General features: G+C 70.1%; 24 protein-coding genes. 20 read left to right on the forward strand and 4 right to left on the reverse strand.

Annotated features, from left to right (window positions below; genetic code table 11):
- Nucleotides 1–5: 5 nt before the first annotated feature.
- Nucleotides 6–2,723 (reverse strand): hypothetical protein, encoded by a 2,718-nt coding sequence (locus M3M55_RS06920; protein WP_249012091.1) that lies wholly within the window; start codon nucleotides 2,721–2,723, stop codon nucleotides 6–8.
- Nucleotides 2,724–3,059: 336 nt separating this feature from the next.
- On the opposite strand from M3M55_RS06920, the gene M3M55_RS06925 reads away from it, so the two are divergent.
- A complete protein-coding gene (locus M3M55_RS06925; protein WP_249012092.1) occupies nucleotides 3,060–4,172 on the forward strand; it encodes a glycosyltransferase family 2 protein in 1,113 nt (370 codons plus the stop codon).
- Between the two features lie 140 nt (nucleotides 4,173–4,312).
- Nucleotides 4,313–5,716, forward strand: coding sequence for an NAD(P)/FAD-dependent oxidoreductase (locus tag M3M55_RS06930; protein ID WP_249012093.1), 1,404 nt, complete (start codon nucleotides 4,313–4,315; stop codon nucleotides 5,714–5,716).
- A gap of 50 nt (nucleotides 5,717–5,766) precedes the next feature.
- On the opposite strand, the gene M3M55_RS06935 is transcribed toward M3M55_RS06930, so the two are convergent.
- From M3M55_RS06935 to M3M55_RS06945, 3 genes are all read right to left on the reverse strand, one after another.
- Nucleotides 5,767–6,546 (reverse strand): A/G-specific adenine glycosylase, encoded by a 780-nt coding sequence (locus M3M55_RS06935; RefSeq protein WP_249012094.1) that lies wholly within the window; start codon nucleotides 6,544–6,546, stop codon nucleotides 5,767–5,769.
- A gap of 81 nt (nucleotides 6,547–6,627) precedes the next feature.
- The gene (locus M3M55_RS06940; RefSeq protein ID WP_249012095.1) at nucleotides 6,628–7,206 is read right to left on the reverse strand and encodes a DsrE/DsrF/DrsH-like family protein; all 579 of its coding nucleotides are present in this window, start codon (nucleotides 7,204–7,206) and stop codon (nucleotides 6,628–6,630) included.
- Nucleotides 7,207–7,235: 29 nt separating this feature from the next.
- Nucleotides 7,236–7,598: a helix-turn-helix transcriptional regulator gene (locus tag M3M55_RS06945; protein ID WP_249012096.1), complete on the reverse strand. Its 363-nt coding sequence runs from the start codon at nucleotides 7,596–7,598 to the stop codon at nucleotides 7,236–7,238.
- 126 nt (nucleotides 7,599–7,724) lie between these two features.
- Here M3M55_RS06945 and M3M55_RS06950 point away from each other — a divergent pair, with 126 nt between their 5' ends.
- The 18 genes from M3M55_RS06950 (at nucleotide 7,725) to M3M55_RS07035 (ending at nucleotide 23,441) form a co-directional block, all read left to right on the forward strand.
- The gene (locus tag M3M55_RS06950; RefSeq protein WP_249012097.1) at nucleotides 7,725–7,961 is read left to right on the forward strand and encodes a sulfurtransferase TusA family protein; all 237 of its coding nucleotides are present in this window, start codon (nucleotides 7,725–7,727) and stop codon (nucleotides 7,959–7,961) included.
- 58 nt (nucleotides 7,962–8,019) lie between these two features.
- Nucleotides 8,020–8,400 (forward strand): DsrE/DsrF/DrsH-like family protein, encoded by a 381-nt coding sequence (locus M3M55_RS06955; RefSeq protein WP_249012098.1) that lies wholly within the window; start codon nucleotides 8,020–8,022, stop codon nucleotides 8,398–8,400.
- 110 nt (nucleotides 8,401–8,510) lie between these two features.
- Nucleotides 8,511–9,137 (forward strand): 4Fe-4S dicluster domain-containing protein, encoded by a 627-nt coding sequence (locus tag M3M55_RS06960; protein WP_371878744.1) that lies wholly within the window; start codon nucleotides 8,511–8,513, stop codon nucleotides 9,135–9,137.
- Nucleotides 9,138–9,154: 17 nt separating this feature from the next.
- A complete protein-coding gene (locus tag M3M55_RS06965) occupies nucleotides 9,155–10,357 on the forward strand; it encodes a heterodisulfide reductase-related iron-sulfur binding cluster (RefSeq protein ID WP_249012100.1) in 1,203 nt (400 codons plus the stop codon).
- Nucleotides 10,350–11,399 carry an FAD-dependent oxidoreductase gene (locus M3M55_RS06970; RefSeq protein ID WP_305883323.1) on the forward strand — a complete coding sequence of 350 codons (1,050 nt, stop codon included), beginning with the start codon at nucleotides 10,350–10,352 and terminating at the stop codon, nucleotides 11,397–11,399. Before M3M55_RS06965 ends, M3M55_RS06970 begins: the two co-directional genes overlap by 8 nt.
- A 31-nt stretch (nucleotides 11,400–11,430) precedes the next feature.
- Entirely contained in the window at nucleotides 11,431–12,174 is a 744-nt protein-coding gene (locus M3M55_RS06975) for a hypothetical protein (protein WP_249012101.1), read from the forward strand.
- A gap of 2 nt (nucleotides 12,175–12,176) precedes the next feature.
- Nucleotides 12,177–13,478, forward strand: coding sequence for a (Fe-S)-binding protein (locus M3M55_RS06980; RefSeq protein ID WP_249012102.1), 1,302 nt, complete (start codon nucleotides 12,177–12,179; stop codon nucleotides 13,476–13,478).
- Nucleotides 13,479–14,525 carry a hypothetical protein gene (locus M3M55_RS06985; RefSeq protein ID WP_249012103.1) on the forward strand — a complete coding sequence of 349 codons (1,047 nt, stop codon included), beginning with the start codon at nucleotides 13,479–13,481 and terminating at the stop codon, nucleotides 14,523–14,525.
- The gene (locus M3M55_RS06990; RefSeq protein WP_249012104.1) at nucleotides 14,525–14,968 is read left to right on the forward strand and encodes a glycine cleavage system protein H; all 444 of its coding nucleotides are present in this window, start codon (nucleotides 14,525–14,527) and stop codon (nucleotides 14,966–14,968) included. Before M3M55_RS06985 ends, M3M55_RS06990 begins: the two co-directional genes overlap by 1 nt.
- Nucleotides 14,965–15,918: a radical SAM protein gene (locus M3M55_RS06995; RefSeq protein ID WP_249012105.1), complete on the forward strand. Its 954-nt coding sequence runs from the start codon at nucleotides 14,965–14,967 to the stop codon at nucleotides 15,916–15,918. Before M3M55_RS06990 ends, M3M55_RS06995 begins: the two co-directional genes overlap by 4 nt.
- A gap of 5 nt (nucleotides 15,919–15,923) precedes the next feature.
- Nucleotides 15,924–17,198, forward strand: a complete 1,275-nt coding sequence (locus M3M55_RS07000) for a hypothetical protein (RefSeq protein ID WP_249012106.1) — start codon at nucleotides 15,924–15,926, stop codon at nucleotides 17,196–17,198.
- Entirely contained in the window at nucleotides 17,195–18,376 is a 1,182-nt protein-coding gene (locus M3M55_RS07005; protein ID WP_249012107.1) for a radical SAM protein, read from the forward strand. The genes M3M55_RS07000 and M3M55_RS07005 overlap by 4 nt, the downstream gene beginning before the upstream one ends.
- Nucleotides 18,373–19,140, forward strand: a complete 768-nt coding sequence (locus tag M3M55_RS07010; RefSeq protein WP_249012108.1) for a hypothetical protein — start codon at nucleotides 18,373–18,375, stop codon at nucleotides 19,138–19,140. Before M3M55_RS07005 ends, M3M55_RS07010 begins: the two co-directional genes overlap by 4 nt.
- Nucleotides 19,137–20,084: an electron transfer flavoprotein subunit alpha/FixB family protein gene (locus M3M55_RS07015; RefSeq protein WP_249012109.1), complete on the forward strand. Its 948-nt coding sequence runs from the start codon at nucleotides 19,137–19,139 to the stop codon at nucleotides 20,082–20,084. The genes M3M55_RS07010 and M3M55_RS07015 overlap by 4 nt, the downstream gene beginning before the upstream one ends.
- 31 nt (nucleotides 20,085–20,115) lie before the next feature.
- On the forward strand, nucleotides 20,116–22,245 hold the full coding sequence (locus M3M55_RS07020) for a (Fe-S)-binding protein (RefSeq protein WP_249012110.1): 2,130 nt from the start codon (nucleotides 20,116–20,118) through the stop codon (nucleotides 22,243–22,245).
- A 2-nt stretch (nucleotides 22,246–22,247) separates the two neighbouring features.
- Entirely contained in the window at nucleotides 22,248–22,703 is a 456-nt protein-coding gene (locus M3M55_RS07025) for a hypothetical protein (protein WP_249012111.1), read from the forward strand.
- Between the two features lie 4 nt (nucleotides 22,704–22,707).
- A complete protein-coding gene (locus M3M55_RS07030) occupies nucleotides 22,708–23,004 on the forward strand; it encodes a hypothetical protein (RefSeq protein ID WP_249012112.1) in 297 nt (98 codons plus the stop codon).
- Entirely contained in the window at nucleotides 23,001–23,441 is a 441-nt protein-coding gene (locus M3M55_RS07035) for a glycine cleavage system protein H (RefSeq protein ID WP_249012113.1), read from the forward strand. Before M3M55_RS07030 ends, M3M55_RS07035 begins: the two co-directional genes overlap by 4 nt.
- Nucleotide 23,442 lies beyond the last annotated feature (1 nt).

The following is a 23,442-nucleotide window of genomic DNA, read 5'->3' on the forward strand; positions in this document are numbered from 1 at the left end:
CGCGCTCATTTCGTCTCGGTCCCCTGGAGGCCGCCGATGATCAGGTCGGCGACCAGCCCCGTCCACCCCGTCTGGTGCGAGGCGCCGAGACCGGCTCCCGTGTCACCGTGAAAGTACTCGTGAAAGAGGAGGTTCTCCTGCCATTCGGCCGGCATTCCGGCCGCGGCGCCGAACACCGGGCGCTGCCCGTCGGCGTCGGCGCAGAAGATCGAGACGAGCCGTTCGGACAGGTCGCTGACCACCTCGGCGAGTGTGAGCTGGCCGCCGGCCTGGCCCGGGGCTGGGCAGCGGACCGCCCCGGCCGGGTCGGCGGCGGCAAACCGCGCCAGTGCGCCGAGCACGAGGTAGTTGACCGGAAACCACACGGGGCCCCGCCAGTTGGAGTTCCCGCCGAACAGCGGCGTCGTCGACTCGGCCGGCTCATAGTCGACGGAGGCGGTCAGCTCACCGTCGATGAAGAACGCGTAGGGGCGGTCGCGGTAACGGGCGGACAGGGCACGCAGGCCGTGGGGGGAGAGAAACTCGTCCGGGTCCAGCGCTCGGGAGAGGATCGCCGTCAGCTTCTCCGGGCCGACGAGGGCCATCAGCATCGGCCGCCCGTCCACGGCCGGGCGCACGTAATCGCGGGCCTCGGGGTGGAGGCGCAGGTAGTCGCCGACGCGCCGGTTGAACTCGTTGAGGCCGTCGGTGTGCTCGGCCGTGGCGACGGCGCAGAGCGGGATGAGGCCGGTCATGCTCGCCACTCGCACCGGCCACACCGTGCCGTCGGCGGGGCGGCGCACCCGGTCGTAGTAGAAGCCGTCGGTTTCATCCCACAGGCCGTGGGCGTTGATCGCCTCGGCGATCAGGGTGAAGTGCTCGAAGAACGTGATCGCGACGTCCTCATAGGCGCGATCGTGGTGGGCGAGGACAAGGGCGATCTCCAGCATCGACAGGCAGTAGATCGCCATCCAGCCCGTGCCGTCGGCCTGTTCGAGGACAAGACCGTCCGGGAGTGGCGTCGAGCGGTCAAAGGGGCCGACGTTGTCCATGCCGAGGAACCCGCCGCCGAACAGGTTGCGCTCCTCAGGATCCTTCGCGTTGGCCCACCAGCTGAAGTTGAGCAACAGCTTGTGGAAGATCCGCGCGAGCCAGGTCGGGTCGCGGGAACCGTCGCGGCGGTAGACCGCCAGCGCCGCGATCGCGTGGACGGGCGGGTTGACGTCGTCGAAGTTCCACTCATACGCGGGAAGCTTGCCGGCGGGGTGGGCGTACCACTCGCGGGTCAGCAGCCGCAGCTGCTCCTTGGCGAAGCCGGGGTCGAGGTGGGCGAGCACGATCGTGTGGAAGGCGAGGTCCCAGGCGGCGTACCACGGGTACTCCCACTTGTCGGGCATCGAGATCACGTCATGGTTGGACAGGTGGCGCCAGTGGGCGTTGCGGCCCTGGTGCCGCTCGGGCGGCGGGGGCGGCTGACCGGGATCGCCGTCCAGCCAGCGGCCCACGTCGTAGTGGTAGAACTGCTTGGACCAGAGCATGCCCGCGCAGGCTTGACGCAGCACGCGTGCGCGGTCAGCGTCGGCGGTCGGCGCGAGCTGGCGGTAGAAGTCGTCGGCCTCACGGCGGCGCTCCTCCCATACGGCTGAGCTGTCGGTCGCCACCTCCGCCCCCTCCGCGCACAGCACCAACGCAAGTTCGGCGGTCTCGCCGGCCGGGATGGTGAGCGTCACCCATAGCGCCGCCTTGCTGCCCCGTTCGGCGGGGTTGACCGTCCCGGCGGCGCCGCCTGAGACGACGTGGTCGGCGATGCCGTCCTTGGGGTAGGCGGGGCTCTCGGGGTTTCCCCACAGCGCCGTGGCATTCGTCTCGTTGTCGCAGAAGAGCGGCGTGACCACGCCGGGTCGGGTGACGGCGCCCGCGCCCGGGTCAGCGCGGTCTCCGGTCGGTGTCGCCGACCCCACCGGCGGCAGCGACGCCGACAGCCGGTAGGCGTCGAGGCCATCCTCGGCACCGGTCACCAGCGCGTCACCGTCACGCCGGATCGCCGGCGCCACCGCGCCCGGCTGCCAGCTCCAGCGGTTACGGAACCACAGGGTCGGCAGGACGTGCAGGCTCGCCGGCTCGGGACCGCGATTGACGATCGACAGCCGAATCCGCAGGTCGTCAGGTCCCGCCTTGGCGTAGTCGGCGGTGATCTCCCAGTAGCGGTCCTCGGCAAACACCCCGGTGTCGAGCAGCTCGTACTCGGGTTGCTCGCGTCCCCGGCGCGCGTTCGCGTCGATCAGATCCTGATAGGGAAAGGCTCGCTGGGGATAGACATAGCGCCAGCGCATCCAACTGTGGCTCGGCGTCGAGTCGAGGTACCACCAATACTCCTTGGCGTCCTCACCGTGATTGCCCTGTTCCCCGTTGAGGCCGAAGATCCGTTCCTTGAGAAACGGGTCGGCGCCGTTCCAGAAGCTGAAGGCGAAACAGAGGCGCTGGCGCTCATCACAGATCCCCCCGAGGCCATCCTCGGACCATCGGTAGGCGCGCGAGCGGGCGTGGTCGTGGGGGAAGGATCGCCACGCCTCCCCGTCGGGGGAGTAGTCCTCGCGGACGGTCCCCCACGCGCGCTCGGACAGAAAGGGGCCCCACCGACGCCAGGCGGGATCGGCCAGGCGCGCCGCCTCCGGCGCGGGCGCAGCCTCGGCGGACGCCTCCGCCGTCGACCCGGCGGGCGCAGGCTCGGGTACGGGGCACATGGCGCCACCATATTCGCTCCCGCGCCCGGTGAGGACCGCATCACCGTCGAGCACCCTCGACAAACCCGAAAACCTGAAATTTGGAGCGTAAATGTACTCGACCTCACAGGAGTCATCCGGTAGCCTTCACGGCATCAAACGGATGAGGCATGGGGCCGAAGTCGGGCCACGTGCCGCCGACGAACACAACGCGCTGTGGACAGGGGTCATGACCAGGCGGCACGTTCCGGGGCGGTGCACGCGAAGGCGAGCCGCCGGGGCGGGTCTTCGCGGTGATCGATCCCGTCCCCGCACCCGCACGCCCGCTCTTCAGCTGAACACACGAGGTCTCCGCCAATGCTCTTCGCCGTCCTCACGATCATCGGTCTCGCTGCCCTCCTCGCGACGGCGATCCTCCGGGCGCTGCCCGGGCCTTCCGCAGCCGCACGACGCCCCGCGCCCGGGCCCTCCGCCGAGCGGCGGGGCACGACCGTCACAGCGGCGGCGGATGCCGTCCGTCCGTCGGTGAGTGTGGTGGTGCCGGCGTTGAATGAGGAGGAGTCGGTGGGGTGGGTGATGGAGAATTTGCCTGGGTGGGTGGATGAGGTGGTGTTGGTGGATGGGTTGTCGGTGGATGGGACGGAGTTGGTGGTGGCGGATGTGCGTCCGGATGTGGTGGTGGTGCATCAGCGGGCGCGGGGGAAGGGGGCGGCGTTGCGGGCGGGGTTTGCGGCGGCCTCAGGTGATGTGGTGGTGATGTTGGATGCGGATGGGTCGACGGATCCGCGTGAGGTGGGGGTGTTTGTCGATGCATTGGTGGGGGGGGCTCAGTTTGTGAAGGGGTCGCGGTATTTGCCGGGGGGTGGGTCGTCTGATTTCACGTGGTTGCGGGATGTCGGGAATCGGGGGTTTGTGTGGTTGGCGAATCGGCTGTTCGGGGTGGCGTTCACGGATTTGTGTTATGGGTTTTGTGCGTTTTGGCGGCGGGATGTGGGGCGGTTGGGGTTGGTTGCGGATGGGTTTGAGATTGAGATGGAGTTGGTGTGTTCGGCGTTGCGGGCGGGGTTGTCGGTGGTGGAGGTGCCGTCCTGGGAGTTGTGTCGTCGTTCGGGGGTGTCGAATCTGCATGCGTGGCGGGATGGGTGGCGTGTGCTGGGCACCCTGCTGCACCAGCGCCTTCACGCCACCCGTCGGACGCCGGCTGATGCAGAACCGGTGCGCCTCGTGCCGATCAAGGTGCCCGCGCCGGGAACGCCCCAGTGGGTGCCGGCCGGCTCCGAGCGCCGCGATGTTCTTGCCGCCCGCACCGGACACGGTCGCACTCGCTTGGCCGGGCGCCCCGGACGTGACCGCCGGGAGGCTCCGGCGGGGCTCTGGAACGTGTTCGTCGTCGACCATGCCCCGGCCACCACGGCGACCCACGCCGGCGCGCACCTGCCCGAATCCTCACTGAGCGTCATCGGCCGCTGAGGGGCCGCCTCAGCGGCCCGCGCCGCGCGCGGATGTGAGAGCCTCTACGCCTCGAACGCCCGCCGACCGCGTTGCCCGGGCTCCTCGGGGCGGTGTCCGGTCCGGGCGTGTCCGCAGGCAACCGACGAGAGGGAGCTGAGATGGAACGCGACTGTGATGTGGTCGTGATCGGAGCCGGTCCCGCCGGGGAGATCGCCGCCGGGCGGCTGGCCGAGAACGGCCGGAACGTGGTGATCGTCGAGCAGGAACTCGTCGGCGGGGAATGCTCCTTCTACTCCTGCATGCCCTCCAAGGCGCTGCTGCGCCCCGGTGAGCTGCTCGCCGAGGTCGGCCGGGTGCCGGGCGTGCTCGCCGACGGCGGACGTCTAGATGCGGCCGCCGTGCTCGCGCGCCGGGACGAGGTGATCGCCCACCTCGACGACAGCAGCCAGGTTCCGTGGCTCCAGCAGCGCCGGATCACGCTCGTGCGTGGGCGTGGCCGCCTTGAGGGCGCCACCCGTGTCCGGGTCGGTGACGATCTCCTCTTCGCCCGTGAAGCGGTGATCCTCGCCACCGGCAGCGGCCCGGTGATCCCCCCGATCCCCGGCCTTGCCGAGGCGGCCGCCTGGTCGAACCGAGAGATCACCACCGCGACGACGGTCCCGGCGTCGCTCACCGTGCTCGGCGGCGGGGTCGTCGGGGTCGAGATGGCCCAGGCGTGGGCAAGCCTCGGCAGTGACGTGACGATCGTCGAGGCCCTTGACCGCCTGCTCGCCCGTGAGGAGCCCTACGTCGGTGAGGAGATCGCCGCGGCGCTGCGCGATCTCGGGGTGACCGTGCACATCGGCCGCAAGGCAACCGCCGTCACCCGACAGGGGCAGACGACGACCGTCACGCTCGAGGACGGCACCGAGGTGACCGGTTCTGAGTTGCTCGTGGCGATCGGACGGCGGCCCCACTCCGAGGATCTCGGGTTGGAGAGCGTCGGGCTGAGCGGTCGCGGACCGGTCCCGGTCGACGATCAGCTGCGCGTTGACGGTGTGCCCGGGCTTTACGCGGTCGGGGACATCAACGGACGTTCGCTTCTCACCCACTCGGGCAAGTACCAGGCCCGCATCGCCGCCGATCACATCCTCGGACGGCCTGCCCGGGCCTGGGCCGACCTCGCCGGCGCGCCGCGGGTGATCTTCTGTGACCCCCAGGTCGCTGCGGTCGGCGTCACCTTCGCCGACGCCCGGGAGCAGGGAGTCGACGCGATCGCGATCGACCTGCCGACCTCCGGTACGGCGGGTGCGAGCTTCTATGGCCGCGGGGCGGCGGGGACGAGTCGGTTCGTCGTCGACCGCGACCGTGAGCGGCTGATCGGGGTCACCTTCGTCGGAGCGGAGGTGGCGGACTTCCTCCAGGCCGCCACCGTCGCGGTCATCGGCGAGGTGAGCCTGGGCCGCCTCGCCCACGCGATCGCGCCGTTCCCGACCCGCAGCGAGCTGTGGTTGAAGTTCATCGAGGCCTACGAGGCCGAGACCGGCCACAGTCTCCACGCCGACCCCGACCCCGACTGCTGAGGCGCAACGCGGGCCGTCCCCCCGCTGGTCGCCCGCCGGTCGCCCGCAGGTCAGTCGGGGCTCAGCAGCCAGGCGCCCTCGATCCGGATCAGGCCGTCCCGGGCGAGGCTCGCAGCCGCCTCGGGGTCCGTACCCGCACGGGGGAGGCGCCCGGCGGCGAGCACGCCGGCGAGGACGGTGCCCCGCCGCTCCCGGAAGCTGCCCGGATACGGCGCCTGCCGGCGGCGGGGTGGGTGGTGGACATCCGCGGCCGGCCCGCCGCACCCTGTGGGCGCCGGACAGTCGCCGCAGGCCGGCCGGGCCCGGCACACCCGCTGACCGAACTCCATCAGCGCCTGCCCGGACCGCCATGGGTCTGCGGCGATGTCGACGCCGTCCGGGAAGCGCCGGGCGAGAACCCGGTTGACGTTGACGTCCCGGGGAAGCACCGGCTCCTCGCGGGCGAAGCAGGCGACCGCCGCCGCGACGTAGGGTCCGACGCCGGGCAGACGGGTGAGCGGCTCGGGCCATCCGGTCTCGGAGACGATCCGGGCGCCGTGGTGGAGGTCCCGGGCCCGCCGCGGGTAGCCCAGGCCCTGCCACTGGGCGAGCACCTCTGAGAGGCTCGCGGCCGCAAGCGCCTCGACAGTCGGCCAGCGCGCCATCCACGTCTCCCAGGCGGTGACCGCCCGGGACAGGGTCGTCTGGACGGACATCACCTCGGCGACCCAGATCGCGTACACGTCCCGGGTCGCCCGCCAGGGCACCTCGCGGCGGTGGGTGTCCCACCAGGAGACGATCGCGGCGAGCTGGCCGTCGCTCGCCGCCGTCACAGCAGCCTGATCGCGCACATCCGCCGATGATGCCCGATCCGGCTTTGGCCGGGCGCTCAGGCGCCGAGCCCGCGCAGCCTCAGCCTCCCCGGAGCCGGGTCAGATGAACAGGCTGATCGCCGAGCGTTGCATCCGCTCGAGCGCGGTCGCTGCCCCGGCGGCCTCATCGAGCCCGTCGATCATGTCCTCGTCCTTGAGCCCCATCAGGTCCATCGTCATCCGGCAGGGCCACAGTTTCACGTCGAGGTCCTTGGCCATCTCGAGCAGCTCCTCGGGCGGCGCGACGCCGTTCTGGGTGGCGAGCTTGCGCATCATCGCCGGGCCCGCTCCGGCCATGTTCAGCTTCGACAGGGCGGCGTGGTTGGCGCTGCCGCGGTTCATCAGCGACAGGCCCTTGGTCATCAGGTTCGTGCCGGTGAGTCGCCGCTCGGGCTTGACGAGGCCGAACAGGCCCCAGAAGGTGAAGAAGACGGCGACGTCCATTCCGCCCGCCGCCGCGGTGGTGGCGAGGATCGTCGTCGGCCAGATTCGGTCGAGGTCGCCACCCCAAGCGATCAGGGTGACCATGTTCGGGTCACGGACCTCCGATTCCCGGCGCAGGATCAGTTCGTTGACGAACGCCTCCAGCTCACTCGTGTCCATCTCCCCGACCTTGCCGGGTGCCGCTGTTGTCTCCACGGACCCTCCTCCTCTGATACGCGTTTGACCTATTGGATGGGCAGTGTCGCCTCGAGCTGTTTGCCCCACTGGGCCCAGTGCTCGCGGACGGACTGACAGACGACGGTGCAGACCTCCTCCAGGGAGGGGTCGGAGATCCGGTAGAAGACTCGGTTGCCCTCGCGCCGGCGCGCGACGACCCGGTGGGCGCGCAGCAGCGCGAGTTGCTTGGACGCGGTCGCGTAGGAGAGCCCGAGGCTGCTGACGAGTTCACCGACGGCGCGCTCACCGTGGGCGTGCAGGTCGTTGAGGATCTGCAGGCGCGTCGGGTCACTGAGCAGGCGGAAGCGCTCAGCGACGGTCTCGATCACCGGCAGCGGCAGGGTGTCATTGAGATCGTCCCCGAACATCATCGCGCTCACACTAAACGATCGCTTGGGCATTCGGGCAATTTTCCTCTTTGAGAAAATTTTCCCCACAGGTAAGGCCGTCGCGTTATAACTCCAAGCACCCCAGCCGTTGCAGTGAAGGAGAGAGAGATGTCGGAGATTGCTCCGGGCCAGACGCTCGACGTCACCGGTAAGGCCTGCCCGATTCCGGTCGTCAAGACCGCCAAGGCGATGAAGGAGATGTCGAGCGGAGACGTGCTCGAGGTGCTCGCAACCGACCCGGGGGTCGACCCGGACATGCACGCCTGGTCCAAGCAGACGGGCAACGAGCTGATCTCCATCGAGCAGAACGCCGGCGTCTTCCGCGTCCTGCTGCGCAAGTCATGAGCGCCGGGAACGCCGTCGCGGTCGCCCGCAGTGTGCGGGGCGGGCAGGGGATGGGCCGATGAGTGATGACGGGGAGGCCTCGGTCCTGTACGTGATGACACACGGGCTGGAGTCGCCGCGCCGGTGTGCCACCCCTTTCTTCCTCGCCGCCTCCGCGGCGGCGATGGACGCGGACACCTCGATCTACTTCACGATGAACGGGCCCCAGCTGCTCAAGAAGGGGGTTCCCGAGAGCATCGGCCCCAAGGGGGAGGAGGGTGAGCGCCTCAGCTTCTTCATCGAGCAGGCGCTCGACTGCGGGGTGCACCTGCTCGTCTGCCAGCCCTCTCTCGACCTCAATGACATGGTGTTCGAGGACCTCATCGACGGGGTGCGGATGATCGGCGGGGCGGCCTTCAACGATATGGCGATGGAAGCGGACGCGGTGATCAGCTTCTGATGTCCGCCACCGCCCACCCCACCCCCGTCCACTCGGACTCGGCCGCGTACAAGCTCGGGACGACATATCCGGACGTCCCCTATGCGGAGAAGGAGCGACTCTTCGGCGAGATGAAAGCCGACGAGCGGTTCGCCGACTACCTCTACGGCTGTTATGAGTGCGGGATCTGCGTCGCCGCCTGCCCGTCCGCGCGCTACTACGACTTCTCACCACGGCGGATCGCCCAGGCGGCCGCCCGGGAGGACGTCGAACTGATCTACCAGCAGATGCAGGAGGACATCTGGGACTGCTCCCAGTGCTTCTCCTGTCTGCGCTGTCCGCGCGGGAACAACCCCGGCGGAATCATCACGGTGATGCGTGAGGTCGCCGTCAACAACGGCCTCGACAGCGCCCGCCAGGCGCTGCGTGGCTACACGCGGATCATCTACAAGATCATGTCGACGGGGACCCAGGTGTCCCCCGACATGCTCCAGGCCGACGCGTTCCCCGACTGGGGGCCGAGCGTCGCCAAGGTGTCGGAGAAACTCGACCTGTGGCGGCGGGCGCTGCCCCCCGACACCCACCACACGACGACGACCGGCTGGGAGATCTCGACCAAGACGCTCGTCGAGCTCTACCTGATCTGGCACAAGACGGGGGCGTTGGCGATGATCGAGGAGCTCGACCCGAGCCTGCACAGCCTGCTGGAGGAGGTCATGGAAGACCTGCTGGATGAAGAGGGATACGAGCTCGACTGATGAGAGGGATGTGAACCATGGCGATTCCCGTGGAGAAGGTGGCGGGCCCCCGCCGCCAGAACAAGGCAGAGTTTCAGTGGAGTGCCGACCAGGCGCCCGCAGACTTCCATGAGCGGCTGTTCGAGCTCGAGGAGCGCGGCGAGCTTGTCGTCCAGCGGGTCGACACCGAGTACATGGAGGTGCCGGTCAAGTACGGTCGCACCAAGAAGGTGCCGATCGGCCACACCTGGCACCACAAGAGCTGTGGCCAGTGCGGCCACATCCCCGGTTACTCGACGTCGATCTTCTGGGTCAACCGCAAGCTCGGGATCGAGTACGAGGATCCGCGGGACCAGACCTCGTGCACGGCGTGGAACTACTACGCCTCGGCGACCTCCAACGCGGCCGCCCAGGCGGCCGTGGCGATGCGCAACTTCGCTGCCGCCTATGAGACCGGGCGCTTCCCGATCATCCACTGCGGGACCTCCTTCGGACACTACAAGGAGGTGCGCCATGAGATCCTCGCCCACGACCACCTGCGTGAGGAGGTCCGCCGGGTGATGGACGCTCTCGGCAAGCCGCTCGTGCTGCCGGAGGAGATGGTCCACTACTCCGAGTGGTTCTACGCGATGCGCCACGAGATCGCCCGTCACCAGGTCCGTGACTTCTCCAAGATCGCCGTCACCGTCCACCCCGCCTGCCACTACTACAAGCTGGTGGAGGGCGACGCCATCTACGACCCGGAGGTCTACGGCGGACAGCGGACGGCGATCGTCTCCGGCGTTGCCGAGGCCCTCGGCGCGGAGGTCCGCGACTACTCGACCTGGTTTGACTGCTGTGGCTTCGGCTTCCGCCACATCCTCGTCCAGCGCGACTTCACCCGCTCCTTCGCCACGCAGCGCAAGATCAAGCGGATGAAGGAGGAGGCCGACCCCGACGTCACCCTCACCCACGACACCGGCTGTGTGACGACCCTCGACAAGAGCCAGTTCGCCGCGCGCGCCCAGGATCCGAGCTTTGCGACGATCCCGGTGCTGTCCGAGGCCCAGTTCGCCGCCCTGGCGATGGGCGCCCATCCCTATCTCGTCTGCCAGTTGCACTGGCACGCCGCCGACTACAAGCCGCTGTTGGAGAAGATGGGAATCGACCACGAGAAGTGCTGGGCCGAGTTTGAGGAGGCAACCGCCCGCCTCGAACGCGGTGAGCAGCAGTACCTGACCTGGGAGGACACCGATGTCTGAGTCCGTCGTCGTCATCGGAGGCGGCCCCGCCGGGATCGAGGCCGCCCGCGGGGTTGCCGACCTCGGCTTGCCCTCGATCCTCATCGAGCAGCGTGAGCGCCTGGGCGGCACACCGATCTTCGCCAACTACGCGGCGTTGACACCCTACTTCGAAGATGCCGAGCAGGCGATGGATGCGATGATCGCCGAGCTCAACGCTCGCCCGCTCGCCGAGGTGCGGACCAACACGACGGTGACCGGGCTCTCGGGGGAGGCCGGCGCCTTCACCGTCGAACTCTCCACCGGTGAGAGCCTCGAGGCGGGCGCGGTGATCGTCGCGACCGGCTTCGATCACTTCGACCCGGGCCGCGAGCGCCAGATCTACAACTACTACCAGTATCCCGACGTCCTCACCCTGCAGGACCTCGAGGCCCAGCTCAAGGCCCACGAGGTCCTCGTCCCCTCGACGGGCAAGCCGCCAGAGCGAATCTGCTGGGTCCAGTGCGTCGGTTCGCGGGACCGCAACATCGGCAACGAGTGGTGCTCGAAGGTGTGCTGTGGCATCGCCTCCAAGCAGGCGATCGAGGTACGGGAGATGGTTCCCGGCTGCCGGGCCTACATCTTCTACATCGACATGCGCATGTACGGCTACTGGGAGACCCAGCTCTACTGGCCCGCCCAGGAGAAGCACCACGTCCAGTACATCAAGGGGATCATCACCGAGGTGCTCGAGCGGGGCGACCGGCTCGTCGTCCGCGGTGAGGACACGACGATGGGCCGTCCGCTCGAGGTGCCGATGGACATGGTGATCCTGTCGGTCGGGATGGAGCCGTCGGCGGGCACCAAGTCGATGGCCGGGGTCCTTGGGATCGAGCCGAACCGGTACGGGTTCATCGAGGCGGCCAAGCCGCCGCTCGACACGGTCAGCACCTCCCGCACGGGGGTGTTCGCCTGCGGGGCGGCGCTTGGCCCGGCCGACCTCGAGGACACGATCTCCTCGGCGGGAGCTGCGGCGGGCAAGGCCGTCGCACTCGTTCGGCGCGGCACCCTCCAGACCGTCTGAGCCGATCATGGCCGGCGGCGCAGGACCCACCGTGCCCGGCAGCCCCCCCGAGGTCGACATCCCGACCGCGAAGGAGCTGATCGAGCAGATCCACGAACACATCAGTCCCGAGGTGATCGGCGAGCTCACCGGGGAGCTTGCCGGCAAGGCCGAACGGATGCACGCCCTCCTCGGCGGCCCCGACCTCGGCGCCGGCCGGGTGCGGGCCGCGGTCGAGCTCACCTTCGTCGGCCGCCGCCGCGCGAGCGCGATCCTCGGCACCCGTGATGACGATGTGCTTGCCCGCTGGGTCTCTGACCTCCTCACCGGCCCCGATCCGATCGACGTCCGCGTGGAGCGATTCTGTGCCCAGGCCGGCGAGCTGTCCCCGGCCGCGGCCGTCGAGCTCGCCGGTGAGCTCCTCCACTTCACTGCCCCCCGGGATCACTGGCTGTTCTCCCGCTGGATGTGGAGCCAGGAGAGCCGGACCGGTGCGCTTGCGCTGCTGATCGGGGAGGAGTACGAACTCGACGCCGACGGTCTCGGGGAGGGGTACCTGCGCGTCGGCGCGGCGGTCGCCGCGCTGCACGACTCCCCGGAGGCGGGTGCCTTTCGGCTCCACGGCGGCGGGCGATTCGGCACGGACGTGCTGCTCGCCTGCACGTACGGGATCTACATGCGGACCGTGCTCGGTCTGAAGATGACGCAGGAGTTCAACGCACTCGTGCCGGCTCTGCCCCAGCTCGTGCGCCGCCTGCTCGGTACCCACGTCAAGCCCGCACAGGAGGCTCGCTGAACATGCCGGTTGGAGGATACAAACTGCTGCCGATCGTCCATGAGGTCGCCTCGGCGACCGTCGATGGGGTCGAGCTCACCGCGGACTGGAACCGCCAGTTCGAGACACGGGTGATCGAGGACTACGACAGCAGCCCGCTGTTTGACCTCGCCGCCCTGTCGGAGGCCGAGTCGATCGAGTGGTGTTATGGCTGTGGCCGCTGCGTGCCGGTCTGCCCCGTCGACCTCGTCGGCGAGTACGGCCCACGCAAGGTCCACCGTAAGCTGCAGATGGGCATCGACCTGCTCGAGGACCCGGACCTGTGGCTGTGTACGACCTGTGGCAACTGTCTGCGCGTGTGCCCCAAACAGGTTGACATGATCAAGATCATGCCGGCCGCCCGGGAGGCGGCGATGACCGCGGGCAAGGAGGTGCCCGCGGAGCTGCAGGGGGTGCTCGAGGCGACCTTCAAATACGGCAACGCGCTCGGCCAATCCCCGCGGCGCCGGTCGGCCTGGACCAAGGGGGCCGGTGTCCCGGTGCGCGACCTGACCAAGGAGCCCGGCCCCGTCGACTACCTGTTCTACGTGGAGGACTACTGGTCCTACCACCCGCGCGGGCATCAGGCCGCCCAGGCGTTCGCCCGGATCCTCCACCAACTCGGGATCGATTACGGGATCCTCGGGCATGAGGAGCGCACCCTCGGGGACTCCCAGCGCCTCGCCGGGGAGAAGGGGCTGTTCGAGATGCTGATGGAGCAGGTCGTCGAGACCCTTGACCGTCATGAGTTCGGGGCGATCGTCACCCCCGACCCGCACGGCTTCAACGCGCTCGCGACCGTCTACCCGAAGTACGGCCACACCTTCGAGGTCCTCCACTACACCCAGCTGCTCGCCCCCCGGGTCTCCGAGCTGACCTTCACCACCCCGCTCGACGTCAAGGTCACCTTCCATGACCCCTGCTACCTCGGCCGCCATAACGGCGAGTACGACGCGCCCCGCCGGCTGCTCGAGGCGATCCCCGGGCTCGAGCTCATCGAGATGATGCGCTGTAGGGAGAACGGGTACTGCTGTGGCGGTGGTGGCGGCGGGATGTGGCTCGACGGCCACACCCAGAGCCACACGTCCGAGCGGCTGTCGGTGCGCCGGGTCAAGGAGGCCGCCGAGACCGGCGCGGACGTCCTCGCGGTCTGCTGCCCCTATGAGGTTTCCCGGTTCGAGGACGGGGCCAAGGCCGCCGGGGTCGATGACCGGCTCCGGGTCCTCGACATCGCCGAGCTGCTCGACATGGCCCTCGGGGGCCCGGACAGGGTCGCGGGAGCCTAGGTGCCACCCCGGCCCAGTCAGGAGACGGCAACGGTGCCCGTGCTGCGGCGGATTGACGCCGGGAGCGTCAGCGCGCTGCGCTCCCAGGCGCTCTGGCACGGGATCGCCGCCGCGATGGGTCCCGAGGATCCTCCCGTGCTCTCCTTCTGCCGGCCCGAGGAGCCCTACGTGTGTCTCGGCTATCACCGGCGACTGGCCGAGCTCGACCTCGACGCGTGTGCGGCCCGCGGGCTGCCGGTCCTGCGCCGCCAGATCGGTGGCGGGCCCGTGTACCTGGACGCCGACCAGCTGTTCTTTCAGTTGACGCTGCCCGCCCGTCGCGCCCCCGCCCACATCGGCCGGCTGTATGAGCGGATGCTCGGACCGGCCGCGGCCGCCCTGTGCCGCCTCGGGGTGCCCGCCCGTCTCGCCCACACCAACGACATCGTCGCCGGCGGGCGCAAGATCTCGGGGACCGGGGCGGGCCAGATCGGTGACGGGGTCGTCGTCGTCGCCAACGTCATGTTCGCCTTCGCCCACGAGGAGATGGCCGCGATCCTGTCCGTCCCCGATCAGGCGATGCGCGACGAGTGCCTGCGTCTGATGCGCGCCCACCTCGGGACGCTCCCGCGCCTGGACCCGGACACGGTCACCGCCGCCCTCACCGACGCCTACGCCGACGCGCTCGGCGCGACGGTCTCTGACAGCGCCCTCAGTGACGCGGAGCTGGCTGCGGTTCGTGACTGGGAACGGCGGCTTGATGACCCCGCCTGGACGGCCGGGCCGCCGCTGCCGGCTTCCGCGGGCCGGCAGGTGAAGATCCGGGCCGGTGTGTGGGTCTATGACCGCCGCGGTGACGGCCTCGCGGTGCAGATCACGGTGGAGGACGGCCGTGTCGTGCGGGCGGCGATCACCCTCGCGGACGCGGGCGTCGATTCCGCCGTGCTCGAGCGGGCGCTGATCGGGGTGGCCGCGGAGGCGGGTGCGCTCGCGGCCCGGTTGGAGGAGTTCGGAGACGACGGGGTGCGGGTGCGTGACGCGCTCGCACCCGGAATGGTGGTGCGCTGATGCTGACAGTTGCCGGATACACCCTCGACCCCGCCCTGCGGTACGAGCCCGCGACCAACGTCTGGGTCGCCGACCTCGGCGACGGTCGGGTGCGGGTCGGGCTGGACCCGCTCGGCGCCGAGACGAGCGGGGACATCGTCGCGGTGTCCTTCGCCGCGTCCGGTGCCGCGCTCGCCGCCGGGGAGGCGATGGCGATCATCGAGGCGGCCAAGTTCGTCGGACCTCTCGCCGCCCCCGTCCCCGGCCGTCTCGCCGCCGTCAACCCGGCGGTGATCGACGCCCCCGGCCAGATCAACGCCGATCCCTACGGCGCCTGGCTGGCCGAGCTGGACGGGGTGCCGGCCGACCGCCTCGCCGCCCTGGTCGGCGGCGAGGCGGCCATCACCGCCTGGTTCGCCGATGCCGTCGCCCGGTTCCGCGCCGAGGGGGCGATCGCCCAATGAGCACGCTCACCCCCCTCACGGACGGGATGAGCCTTCGGCTCGAGCGCTTCGGCAGCCAGATCGAGTTCTACGCGCCCGGGCTCAAGCGCTGGCAGTCGAGTGAGTGGACCCCGGAGAACCCCAACCGGTTCCGTCCCGTGTCGGTCACCGGCACCGCCTGCGGTCTCCAGTGCGAGCACTGCAAGACCAAGGTGCTGGAGGGGATGATCACCCTCGGGAGTGAACGGGACCTGTTCGCCCGCGCGGTCCAGCTCCAGGCCGGCGGCACCGACGGCATCCTCGTCTCCGGAGGCTCCCAGAAGCACGGTGGCGTGCCGCTCGGCCCCCACCTCGAGGCGATGGCGCGCATCCGCGAGGAGCTCGGAATGCGGGTCGTCGTCCACTCCGGGGTGATCTCCCCCGAGCTCGCCGACGGGCTCGCCGACGCCGGGGTGGACGGGGTGATGCTCGACATCATCGGCGCCGAGGAGACGATCCGGGAGGTCTACCATCTCGACCTCACCCCCGAGGACTTCGACACCGCCCTCGGGGTCCTCGCCGCGCGTGGGCTGCGGATCATCCCCCACATCGTCCTCGGGCTTCACTACGGCCGCTTCCTCGGGGAGTGGCGGGCCCTGGAGATGATCGCCGGCCACCCCGTCTCCACGCTGATCCTCGTCGTTCTCACCCCGCTGGTGGGGACCCCGATGGGCCACCTGCCGCCGCCGCCGGTCGGCGACGTCACCGACTTCTTCGCGCTCGCCCGGACACGGATGCCCGATACGCGCATCAACCTCGGCTGCGGGCGGCCGATGGGCGCGACCAAGGTCGCCCTCGACCGGGCGGCGATCGACCACGGACTCAACGGGATCGCCTATCCGGCGGACGGGATGATCGCCTACGCCCGCGAGCGCGGGCTCGAGCCGGCCTTCCACGAGTACTGCTGCTCGCTCACCTGGGCGGACCTGTGAGCCCGATGACGCCCAGCGGCCCCGACACCGGACGTGAGGACACGGGCATCGGCCCACGCTGGCGGGTGCTCTGTGACGACGGCGCCGGGGCGGTGGACGGGCTCGCCCTCGATGAGGCGCTGCTGGCCCCCTACGGCCGGGAGGCCAACGGGGTCGACGGGGTCGACGCGGCCCACCCGACCGACGGCTCCCATCAGCCCGTCACGGCGACGGTGCGTCTCTACACCTACGCCCCCCACTGCGCGCTGGTCGGCCACTACCAGTCCCTGGAGAGTGAGCTCGACCTCGCCGCGTGTGCGGCCGCCGGCGTCGGGGTCGGACGCCGGCCGACGGGCGGCGGGGCGATCATCATGGGCCCCGACCAGCTCGGGGTGGCGATCGCCACCCGCGCCCCCGCCGGAGCCAGCCCCCGGACGCTGCTGGCCCGCTACGGCGGCGGCCTCGCCGACGGCCTCGCCGGCCTCGGGATCGACGCCCGCTTCGCCGGCAAGAACGACCTTGTCGTCGGCGGGCGCAAGATCGCCGGTCTCGGTCTCTACCTCGACCCCCACGGGGCGCTCCTCTTTCACGCGAGCCTGCTCTGTGACCTCGACGTCGCCCTGATGCTGTCGGTCCTGTCGATCCCCGGCGCCAAGCTCGCCGGCCACGGCGTCTCCCGCGTGCAGGAGCGGATCACCACCGTCAGTGAGCAGCTCGGCCGCCACGTCAGCGCCGCCGACGTGCGCGGACGGGTCGCGGACGCCCTGCTCGCCGCCGCGGGCGCCGAGGGGCTCGCTTCGGTCCCGACCGCCGCCGAGCAGCACCGAGCCGCGACGCTCACCGAGCAGCGTTACGGGGCGCCCGCCTGGCTGTCGGGCCGGCCCCAACCGCCCGGGGCCCGGGCGAGCGCGATGCTCGCCACCCCCGGCGGCCTGCTCCGCGTCTACGTCGGCGTCCAGCGCGACGCCCTCTCCGCGGTCCTGTTCGCCGGGGACCTGTCCGTGATGGCACCCGCGCTGCTCGGGCTCGAGACCCGCCTGCGCTGGTGCCGGGCCGACCCGGACCGGATCGCCGAGATCGTCAACGCCGACGGTGCCGCCGCTGAGCTCGGCGTCGCCCCACAGGCACTGGCGGAGACGATCTCGGCGGCGGCGGCCCGGGCGCTCGCGCGGGCCGGCGGGGCGAGCCCGATGCGTCCGGCAGGGTCCTGTTACTTCCCCGAGCCCGCGGCCACGTCGGGCTCCCCAGCCGAGAGAGACCGGCGCGTACGTGCGCCGCTGTCAGAGAGGAGTGCGGCGTGAGCGCGACCGCCACCACCGTTGAGCTGCCGGTCACCGGCGACCGCCAGGAAAGCCCGGAGTGGGTACGAATCTCCTACGCGAGCGCGCTCGCGCTCGGGTTCAAATCCGGCCGGTTCAGTCGTCCGTTCCCGTTCGGCGGGATCAACCTGCTGCTCTCCTATGACCGCGGTTGCTCCTCGGACTGCGGCTACTGCGGCCTCGCCCGCAACCGGCCCGGCGAGTATGAGGAGAAGTCCTTCATCCGGGTGGAGTGGCCGCTGGTGGCCACCGACGAGCTGATCGCGCGGCTCGTCCGCCACCAGGCGTCGCTGACCCGGCTGTGCATCTCCATGGTCACTCACGGACGCGCGTTCGCCGACACGCTGGAGATCACCCGTCGGATCACCGCGCAGGTCGACGCTCCGCTGTCCCTGCTCGTCGCGCCCCCGACCCTCAATCGTGACCGGCTCGCCGCCTTCCGCGCCGCGGGCGCGGACATGATCGGGATCGGGATGGACGCCGTCACCGAGGACCTGTTCGCGTCGCTGCGGACCAACGTTCCCCAGGGCGGCCTGCGCTGGGATCAGTACTGGTCGATCGTCGGTCACGCCCGCGAGATCTTCGGGGCCTGGAAGGTCAACTGCCACACCCTTGTCGGGCTCGGCGAGTGCGACGCGGACCTGCTGGGGATCTTCGACCGCCTGCTCGACCAGGAGATCTTCTCCTACCTGTTCTGCTTCAACCCCGAGCCGGACTCGCGGATGGGGCATCTGCCCAAGACACCGCTGCAGCGCTGGCGCCGGATCCAGCTCGCGAAGTTCCTGTTGGAGGAGCGTGGCCTCGAGCTGTCGGCCTTCGGCTTCGACGACGACGGGACGCTCAGTGCGATCGCCGCCCCCCGTGCGCTCGTGGAGGAGGTGATCGCCGACGGGCATGCGTTCATGACCAACGGCTGCCCCTCCAGCGGCGGTGAGCCCGGCTGCACCCGGCCGATGGGCAGCTGGCGCCCGACCGAGGCGCCGCGTGACTTCCCCTGGAAACCGACGGCGGCGGAAACCGACGGGATCCGCGCGGACCTCGCTCTCGACGAGCTGATCCGGCCCGCCCCCGCGCGGACCCGTCCGCGTGAGCGGTGGGCCCCGCCGGCGGCCGGACGGGTGAGGGCCCATGTTGATTCCGATCAAGGAGAGAGAGCATGAAGATCGTCGTGCCGCTCAAGCAGACGGTCGACCTTGTCGAGGAGCTCGAGCTCAACGACGAGGCGACCGACGTCGAACGGGAGTACCTCACGTTCAAGCTCAACGAATGGGACGAGCAGGCGCTTGAGGAGGCGCTGCTGCTCAAGGACGCCGGCGTCGCGAGCGTCACCGTCGTCGGGCTCGAGGAGGAGGACATCGACCAGAGCCTGTACTCGGCGCTCGCCAAGGGGGCCGACGAGGCGGTCAAGCTGACCGGCGACTTCTCCGCCGGCGTCTCCAGTCACCGGCGCGCGGCGATCCTCGCCGATTATCTCCAGGGGGCCGGCTATGACGCGGTGCTGATCGGCGTCCAGACCCCCGAGGACCTCGACGGCCAGGCCGGCGGGATCCTCGCCGGCCTGCTCAACGTCCCCCACGTCTCGGTCGCCGTCGGGGTCGAACCCCTCGACGCGGGCCTGAAGGTCACCCAGGAGTTCGGAGCCGGGGTCGCCCACGAGCTCGCCGTCACCGGGCCGGCGGTGATCGGCGTCCAGGCGGCCCGCCAGGCTCCGCGCTATGTCCCGATCTCCCGCATCCGTGCGGCGATGGGGGAGGGCGGGCTGTCGGAGGTCCCCGCCCCCGAGGTGGACGTTCCCGCCGGGCTCACCGTCCGGCGGATGTATGCCCCCGAGTCGAGCTCGCACGCGGAGATGCTCTCCGGCGGCGTCGACGCGGTCGCCGCCCGGATCGTCGAAATCATCCGTGAGAGAGGAGTTCTGAAATGAGCCAGGAGATCTTCGTCCTCGTCGAGCACCACAACGGTGAGGTGACCGATGCGACCCATGAGTGCCTCGGACAGGCCGAGGCGCTCGGCGGTCCGACCGTCGCCGTGCTGCTGCACAGCGGCGAGCGTGCGCTCGCCGACGGGCTCTACGCCGACCGGGTGCTCAGCGTTGACGACGCCGCCTTCTCCCACTTCCTGCCCGAGGCCTACGCCGCCGCGCTCGCCGCGCTCGTTCGCGACCGCGACCCGCGGCTCGTGCTGATCGCCAACTCGACGGTCGGGATCGACGTCGGCGGGCCGCTGTCGGCCCGCACCGGACGACCGCTGGTGGCCTACTGCAAGGGCCTGGCCGTCGAGGGTGACACGATCCTCGCGACCAGCCAGGTCTACGGCGGCAAGCTCAACGCCGAGGTCGAGATCGCCGGGCCGGCGATCGTGACGATGGTCGCCGGCGCGACGGCGCCCGCGGAGGGCAGCCCCGGCAGCGTCGAGGACGTCGCCGCCCCCGAACTCGGCGGGCTCCAGACCCGGTTCCTGACCCGGATCGAGCCGGACGGCAGTGACGTCGACATCACCGGCGAGGAGATCCTCGTCTCCGTCGGTCGGGGTATCGGCGGGGAGGACAACATCGGACTCGCCCAGGAGCTCGCCGACGCGATCGGCGGGACCGTCTCCGGGTCACGGCCGGTGACTGACGCCGGCTGGCTGGCCAAGACCCGGCAGGTCGGCAAGTCCGGACGCAAGGTCAAGCCGAAGCTGTATCTCGCCTGCGGGATCTCCGGCGCCCCCGAGCATCTCGAGGGGATGTCCGACGCGGAGCTGATCATCGCGATCAACACGGATGAGAAGGCGCCGATCTTCGACGTCGCCCACTACGGCAGCACCGAGGACCTCTTCGACCTGCTGCCGGCGCTGACCGAGGCCCTTGAGGGCGTCACCGCGTAAGCGGCGGATCTGAGGAGAGGGAGGAGAGAGGATGGCCGAGCCGATATTCCCGATCGTCTTCGGGATCGCGATGCTCACCTTCGCGGTGACCCTGTTCCGTCGCGCGCGGCTGCTGCTGGCAGCCGCGCCCGCGGCGCGCTTTGACCACATCCCCCAGCGGCTGCGGCGGATGACGATCGACGCGCTCGCCCAGCGCAAGTTCCTGCGCGGCGAGCAGCCCGCCGGGATCATGCACGCGATCATCTTCTGGGCGTTCATGGTGTTGTTGTTGCAGGTGATCACCCTGTTCGGCGGGGCGTTCAACTACAACTTCCACATCCCCGGGTTCGGGGCCAACCAGATCCTCGGGCCGCCGTTTTTCCTCGCCCGCGACATCCTCGAGTTCGGGGTCATCGTCGCGGTCTCCTACATGCTCTACCGGCGCCTCATCGCCCACACCCCGCGCCTGTTCGGCCTCGGCCGGGCCGAGGACCGCTACCGCCAGGCCCCGCACTGGGAGGGGATCCTCATCCTCCTGTTCATCTTGATGATCATGGTCGGCGGGCTGCTCCACGACGCCGGCCTGCTTGTCGCCAACCACACACACGGCAACGCGCGCACGTTCGCGCCGCTGACCGCCCTCGTCGCCGACCTGCTCTCGGGGCTGTCGGCCCACAGCGCCCTGATCGTCTCCAAGGTCGGCTGGTGGATGCACAACGTCACCGTGGTGACGTTCCTCAACCTGCTGCCGCTCTCCAAGCACTTCCACATCATCACCGCGGTCCCGAACGTGTTCTTCTCCAAGCTCACGCCCGAGACCGCCCCGCGGACCTTCGCGGTCACCCACGTCCCCGCCTCCGTCGCCCGGCTCGACCCTCCGCCGAAGGAGCGTCCGGGTGTGGCGACCCTCGCCGACGTCACCTGGAAGCAGGTGCTCGACTCGTTCTCCTGCACCGAATGTGGACGCTGCAGCTCGGTCTGTCCGGCGACCGCGAGCGGCGCACCGCTCGCACCCCGCCAGGTGATCCTCGACATCCGCGACCGCCTCTACCGCCACCCCGACGAGCAGCACGGGGCCGTCGCGGGCGCCGAGCCGCTGATCGGCGCCGACGTCCTATGGTCCTGCACGACCTGCATGGCCTGCGTTGAGGCCTGCCCGGTCGGGATCGAGCACGTGCCGACGATCGTCGACATGCGCCGCACCCTGGTGGACCGCGGCGAGATGGAACCGCTGTTGCAGAAGACGCTGGAGAACTTCTCCAAGCAGGGCAACTCCTACGGCAAGTCGGCGAAGATGCGCGCCCGCTGGACCAAGGAGCTCGACTTCAGCATCCCGGACGCGCGCAAGGAACCCGTCCAGTACCTGTGGTTCGTCGGGGACTTCGCCTCCTTTGACGAGCGCGTCCAGGCGGCCTCGCGCCGGGTCGCGCGGATCCTCCACGGCGCCGGCGTCTCCTTCGGGATGCTCTATGACGGGGAGCGCAACGCCGGCAACGACGTCCGCCGGGTCGGGGAGGAGGGCCTGTTCGAGCTGCTGGTCGAGCACAACCTCGGCGCCCTCGCCGACGCCGAGTATGAGGCGATCTTCACCACCGACCCGCACTCGCTGAACACGCTGCGCAACGAGTACCCCGCCTACGGACTCGACAAGCCCGTCTACCACTACACCGAACTGCTCGCCGAGCTCGTCCAGGCCGGACAGATCCGGCTCACCACCCCGCTGACGGGGACGCGGGTCACCTACCACGACCCCTGCTATCTCGCCCGCTACAACCGGATCACCGACGCCCCGCGGGCGCTGATCGCCGCCAGCGGCGCGCAGCTGATCGAGATGCCCCGGCACGGCACGAACACATTCTGCTGCGGGGCCGGCGGCGGCCGGGTGTGGATGGACGACTCAGGTCTCACCGAACGGCCGAGTGAGCAGCGGATCAGGGAGGCCCAGGCGCTCGGGGAACTCGACTACTTCATCGTCAGCTGCCCCAAGGACCTCGCGATGTACTCGGATGCGGCCAAGACGGTCGGGGCGAGCTTTGCGGTGGCCGAGCTGACCGCCCTGATCGAACCGGCCCTCGCCGCCGCCGAGCCGCTGCTCGCCGGGGTCGGGGCGGGCGCGAGCGCGATGGCCGACGGGGCCGAGCCGGCCGGAGCCGGGTCGCCGGCCGGTGAGGACGGGGAGTGAGGATGGTGACCCCGTGTGTCTCACCCGCCCTCGCCCGTGCTCTCGCCGCCCGGCTGCGCGACGCCACCGCCGCCGGGGAACAGCTGGCCTCCTTCGCATTCTCCGAGGGCGCCCCCGCACCCGGGCCCGAACTGATCGCCGGGGAGGAGCGCGCCGTCGCCCATGACTTCCTCCTGCGCGTCCTCCACGGCGTGTCGGAGCCGCTCGCCTGGGAGCTGCTCGCCCAGGCGGTCGCCGGCGCGGAGCGAACCGGTCTCGACGCCCTCACCGCGGCGGTCGGGCTGCCGCGCCTGGCCGTCACCGAGCGGGTCAACGCGCTCATCCAGCTCGGTCTGCTCACCCGCGATCTCGAGCATGACGCGGTCGCGGTCACCCCGGCCGGGGAGGCGATCTTCGAGCTCGTCTGCGAGCTCGACGCCGAGATCGCCGGCTGGCTGGAGAAACGCCGGAAGGGCTGAGCGTGTGCGCTGTCCGTTCTGTCCATTCACCGGCGCGCGCGGTGACGTCCACGCCCACCTCGTCAGCGAACACGCCGACGGGGTCGAGATCTGGGCGATCAGTGACTCGCGGCGGCGTTACCTCGTCACCTGTCCGGTGTGCGGCGCCGCCCATGAGGCGCGCGTCAAACCGCGCAGCAAGGACCCCGACTTCCTGGAGACGTTCGCCCGGGAGATCCGGATGGTCGCCTATGACATGTTGCTCAACCACGTCACGGTCGAGCATCCCGAGCTGATGGTCACTGAAAGGAGCCAGCGATGAGCACCGTGGTCGGTTGCAACATCCCCGAGGATCTCTACTACCTGATTGAGAAGCACGTGTGGGGGCGCCGGGAGGGTGACGTCGTGATCGTCGGCCTCACCGACGTCGCCCAGAACCTCGCCAAGGGGATCATCTCGGTCACCACCAAGAAGGCGGGCAAAAGCCTCGCCAAGGGCAAGAGCCTCGGCACGGTCGAAAGCTCCAAGTGGGTCGGGCCGGTCCCCGCCCCCGTCGGCGGGGAGATCCTCGAGGTCAACGGAGCGCTCGTCGGCGACCCGGGCCTGCTCAACCGCGATCCCTACGGGGAGGGGTGGATCGCCAAGCTCGCCCCCGAGGACTGGGAGCGTGACAGTGCCGACCTCGTCACCGGCGCCGACGGGGTCGCTGCCTACCAGGCGTTCCTCGAGCAGGAAGGAATCTCCTGCGAGGAGGCCTGAG

It is taken from the genome of Conexibacter sp. DBS9H8 (assembly GCF_023330685.1).
Classification (GTDB): domain Bacteria; phylum Actinomycetota; class Thermoleophilia; order Solirubrobacterales; family Solirubrobacteraceae; genus Palsa-465.

Coding starts and splice junctions, on each gene's coding strand:
- M3M55_RS06990 (WP_249012104.1), top strand. CDS start 14,525: ATGCTGACAGTTGCCGGATACACCCTCGACCCCGCCCTGCGGTACGAG.
- M3M55_RS06970 (WP_305883323.1), top strand. CDS start 10,350: ATGTCTGAGTCCGTCGTCGTCATCGGAGGCGGCCCCGCCGGGATCGAG.
- M3M55_RS06920 (WP_249012091.1), bottom strand. CDS start 2,723: ATGTGCCCCGTACCCGAGCCTGCGCCCGCCGGGTCGACGGCGGAGGCG.
- M3M55_RS06960 (WP_371878744.1), top strand. CDS start 8,511: ATGAAAGCCGACGAGCGGTTCGCCGACTACCTCTACGGCTGTTATGAG.
- M3M55_RS07000 (WP_249012106.1), top strand. CDS start 15,924: ATGACGCCCAGCGGCCCCGACACCGGACGTGAGGACACGGGCATCGGC.
- M3M55_RS06925 (WP_249012092.1), top strand. CDS start 3,060: ATGCTCTTCGCCGTCCTCACGATCATCGGTCTCGCTGCCCTCCTCGCG.
- M3M55_RS06950 (WP_249012097.1), top strand. CDS start 7,725: ATGTCGGAGATTGCTCCGGGCCAGACGCTCGACGTCACCGGTAAGGCC.
- M3M55_RS07015 (WP_249012109.1), top strand. CDS start 19,137: ATGAGCCAGGAGATCTTCGTCCTCGTCGAGCACCACAACGGTGAGGTG.
- M3M55_RS07020 (WP_249012110.1), top strand. CDS start 20,116: ATGGCCGAGCCGATATTCCCGATCGTCTTCGGGATCGCGATGCTCACC.
- M3M55_RS07010 (WP_249012108.1), top strand. CDS start 18,373: ATGAAGATCGTCGTGCCGCTCAAGCAGACGGTCGACCTTGTCGAGGAG.
- M3M55_RS06995 (WP_249012105.1), top strand. CDS start 14,965: ATGAGCACGCTCACCCCCCTCACGGACGGGATGAGCCTTCGGCTCGAG.
- M3M55_RS07035 (WP_249012113.1), top strand. CDS start 23,001: ATGAGCACCGTGGTCGGTTGCAACATCCCCGAGGATCTCTACTACCTG.
- M3M55_RS07025 (WP_249012111.1), top strand. CDS start 22,248: ATGGTGACCCCGTGTGTCTCACCCGCCCTCGCCCGTGCTCTCGCCGCC.
- M3M55_RS06945 (WP_249012096.1), bottom strand. CDS start 7,598: ATGATGTTCGGGGACGATCTCAATGACACCCTGCCGCTGCCGGTGATC.
- M3M55_RS06930 (WP_249012093.1), top strand. CDS start 4,313: ATGGAACGCGACTGTGATGTGGTCGTGATCGGAGCCGGTCCCGCCGGG.
- M3M55_RS06955 (WP_249012098.1), top strand. CDS start 8,020: ATGAGTGATGACGGGGAGGCCTCGGTCCTGTACGTGATGACACACGGG.
- M3M55_RS06980 (WP_249012102.1), top strand. CDS start 12,177: ATGCCGGTTGGAGGATACAAACTGCTGCCGATCGTCCATGAGGTCGCC.
- M3M55_RS06965 (WP_249012100.1), top strand. CDS start 9,155: ATGGCGATTCCCGTGGAGAAGGTGGCGGGCCCCCGCCGCCAGAACAAG.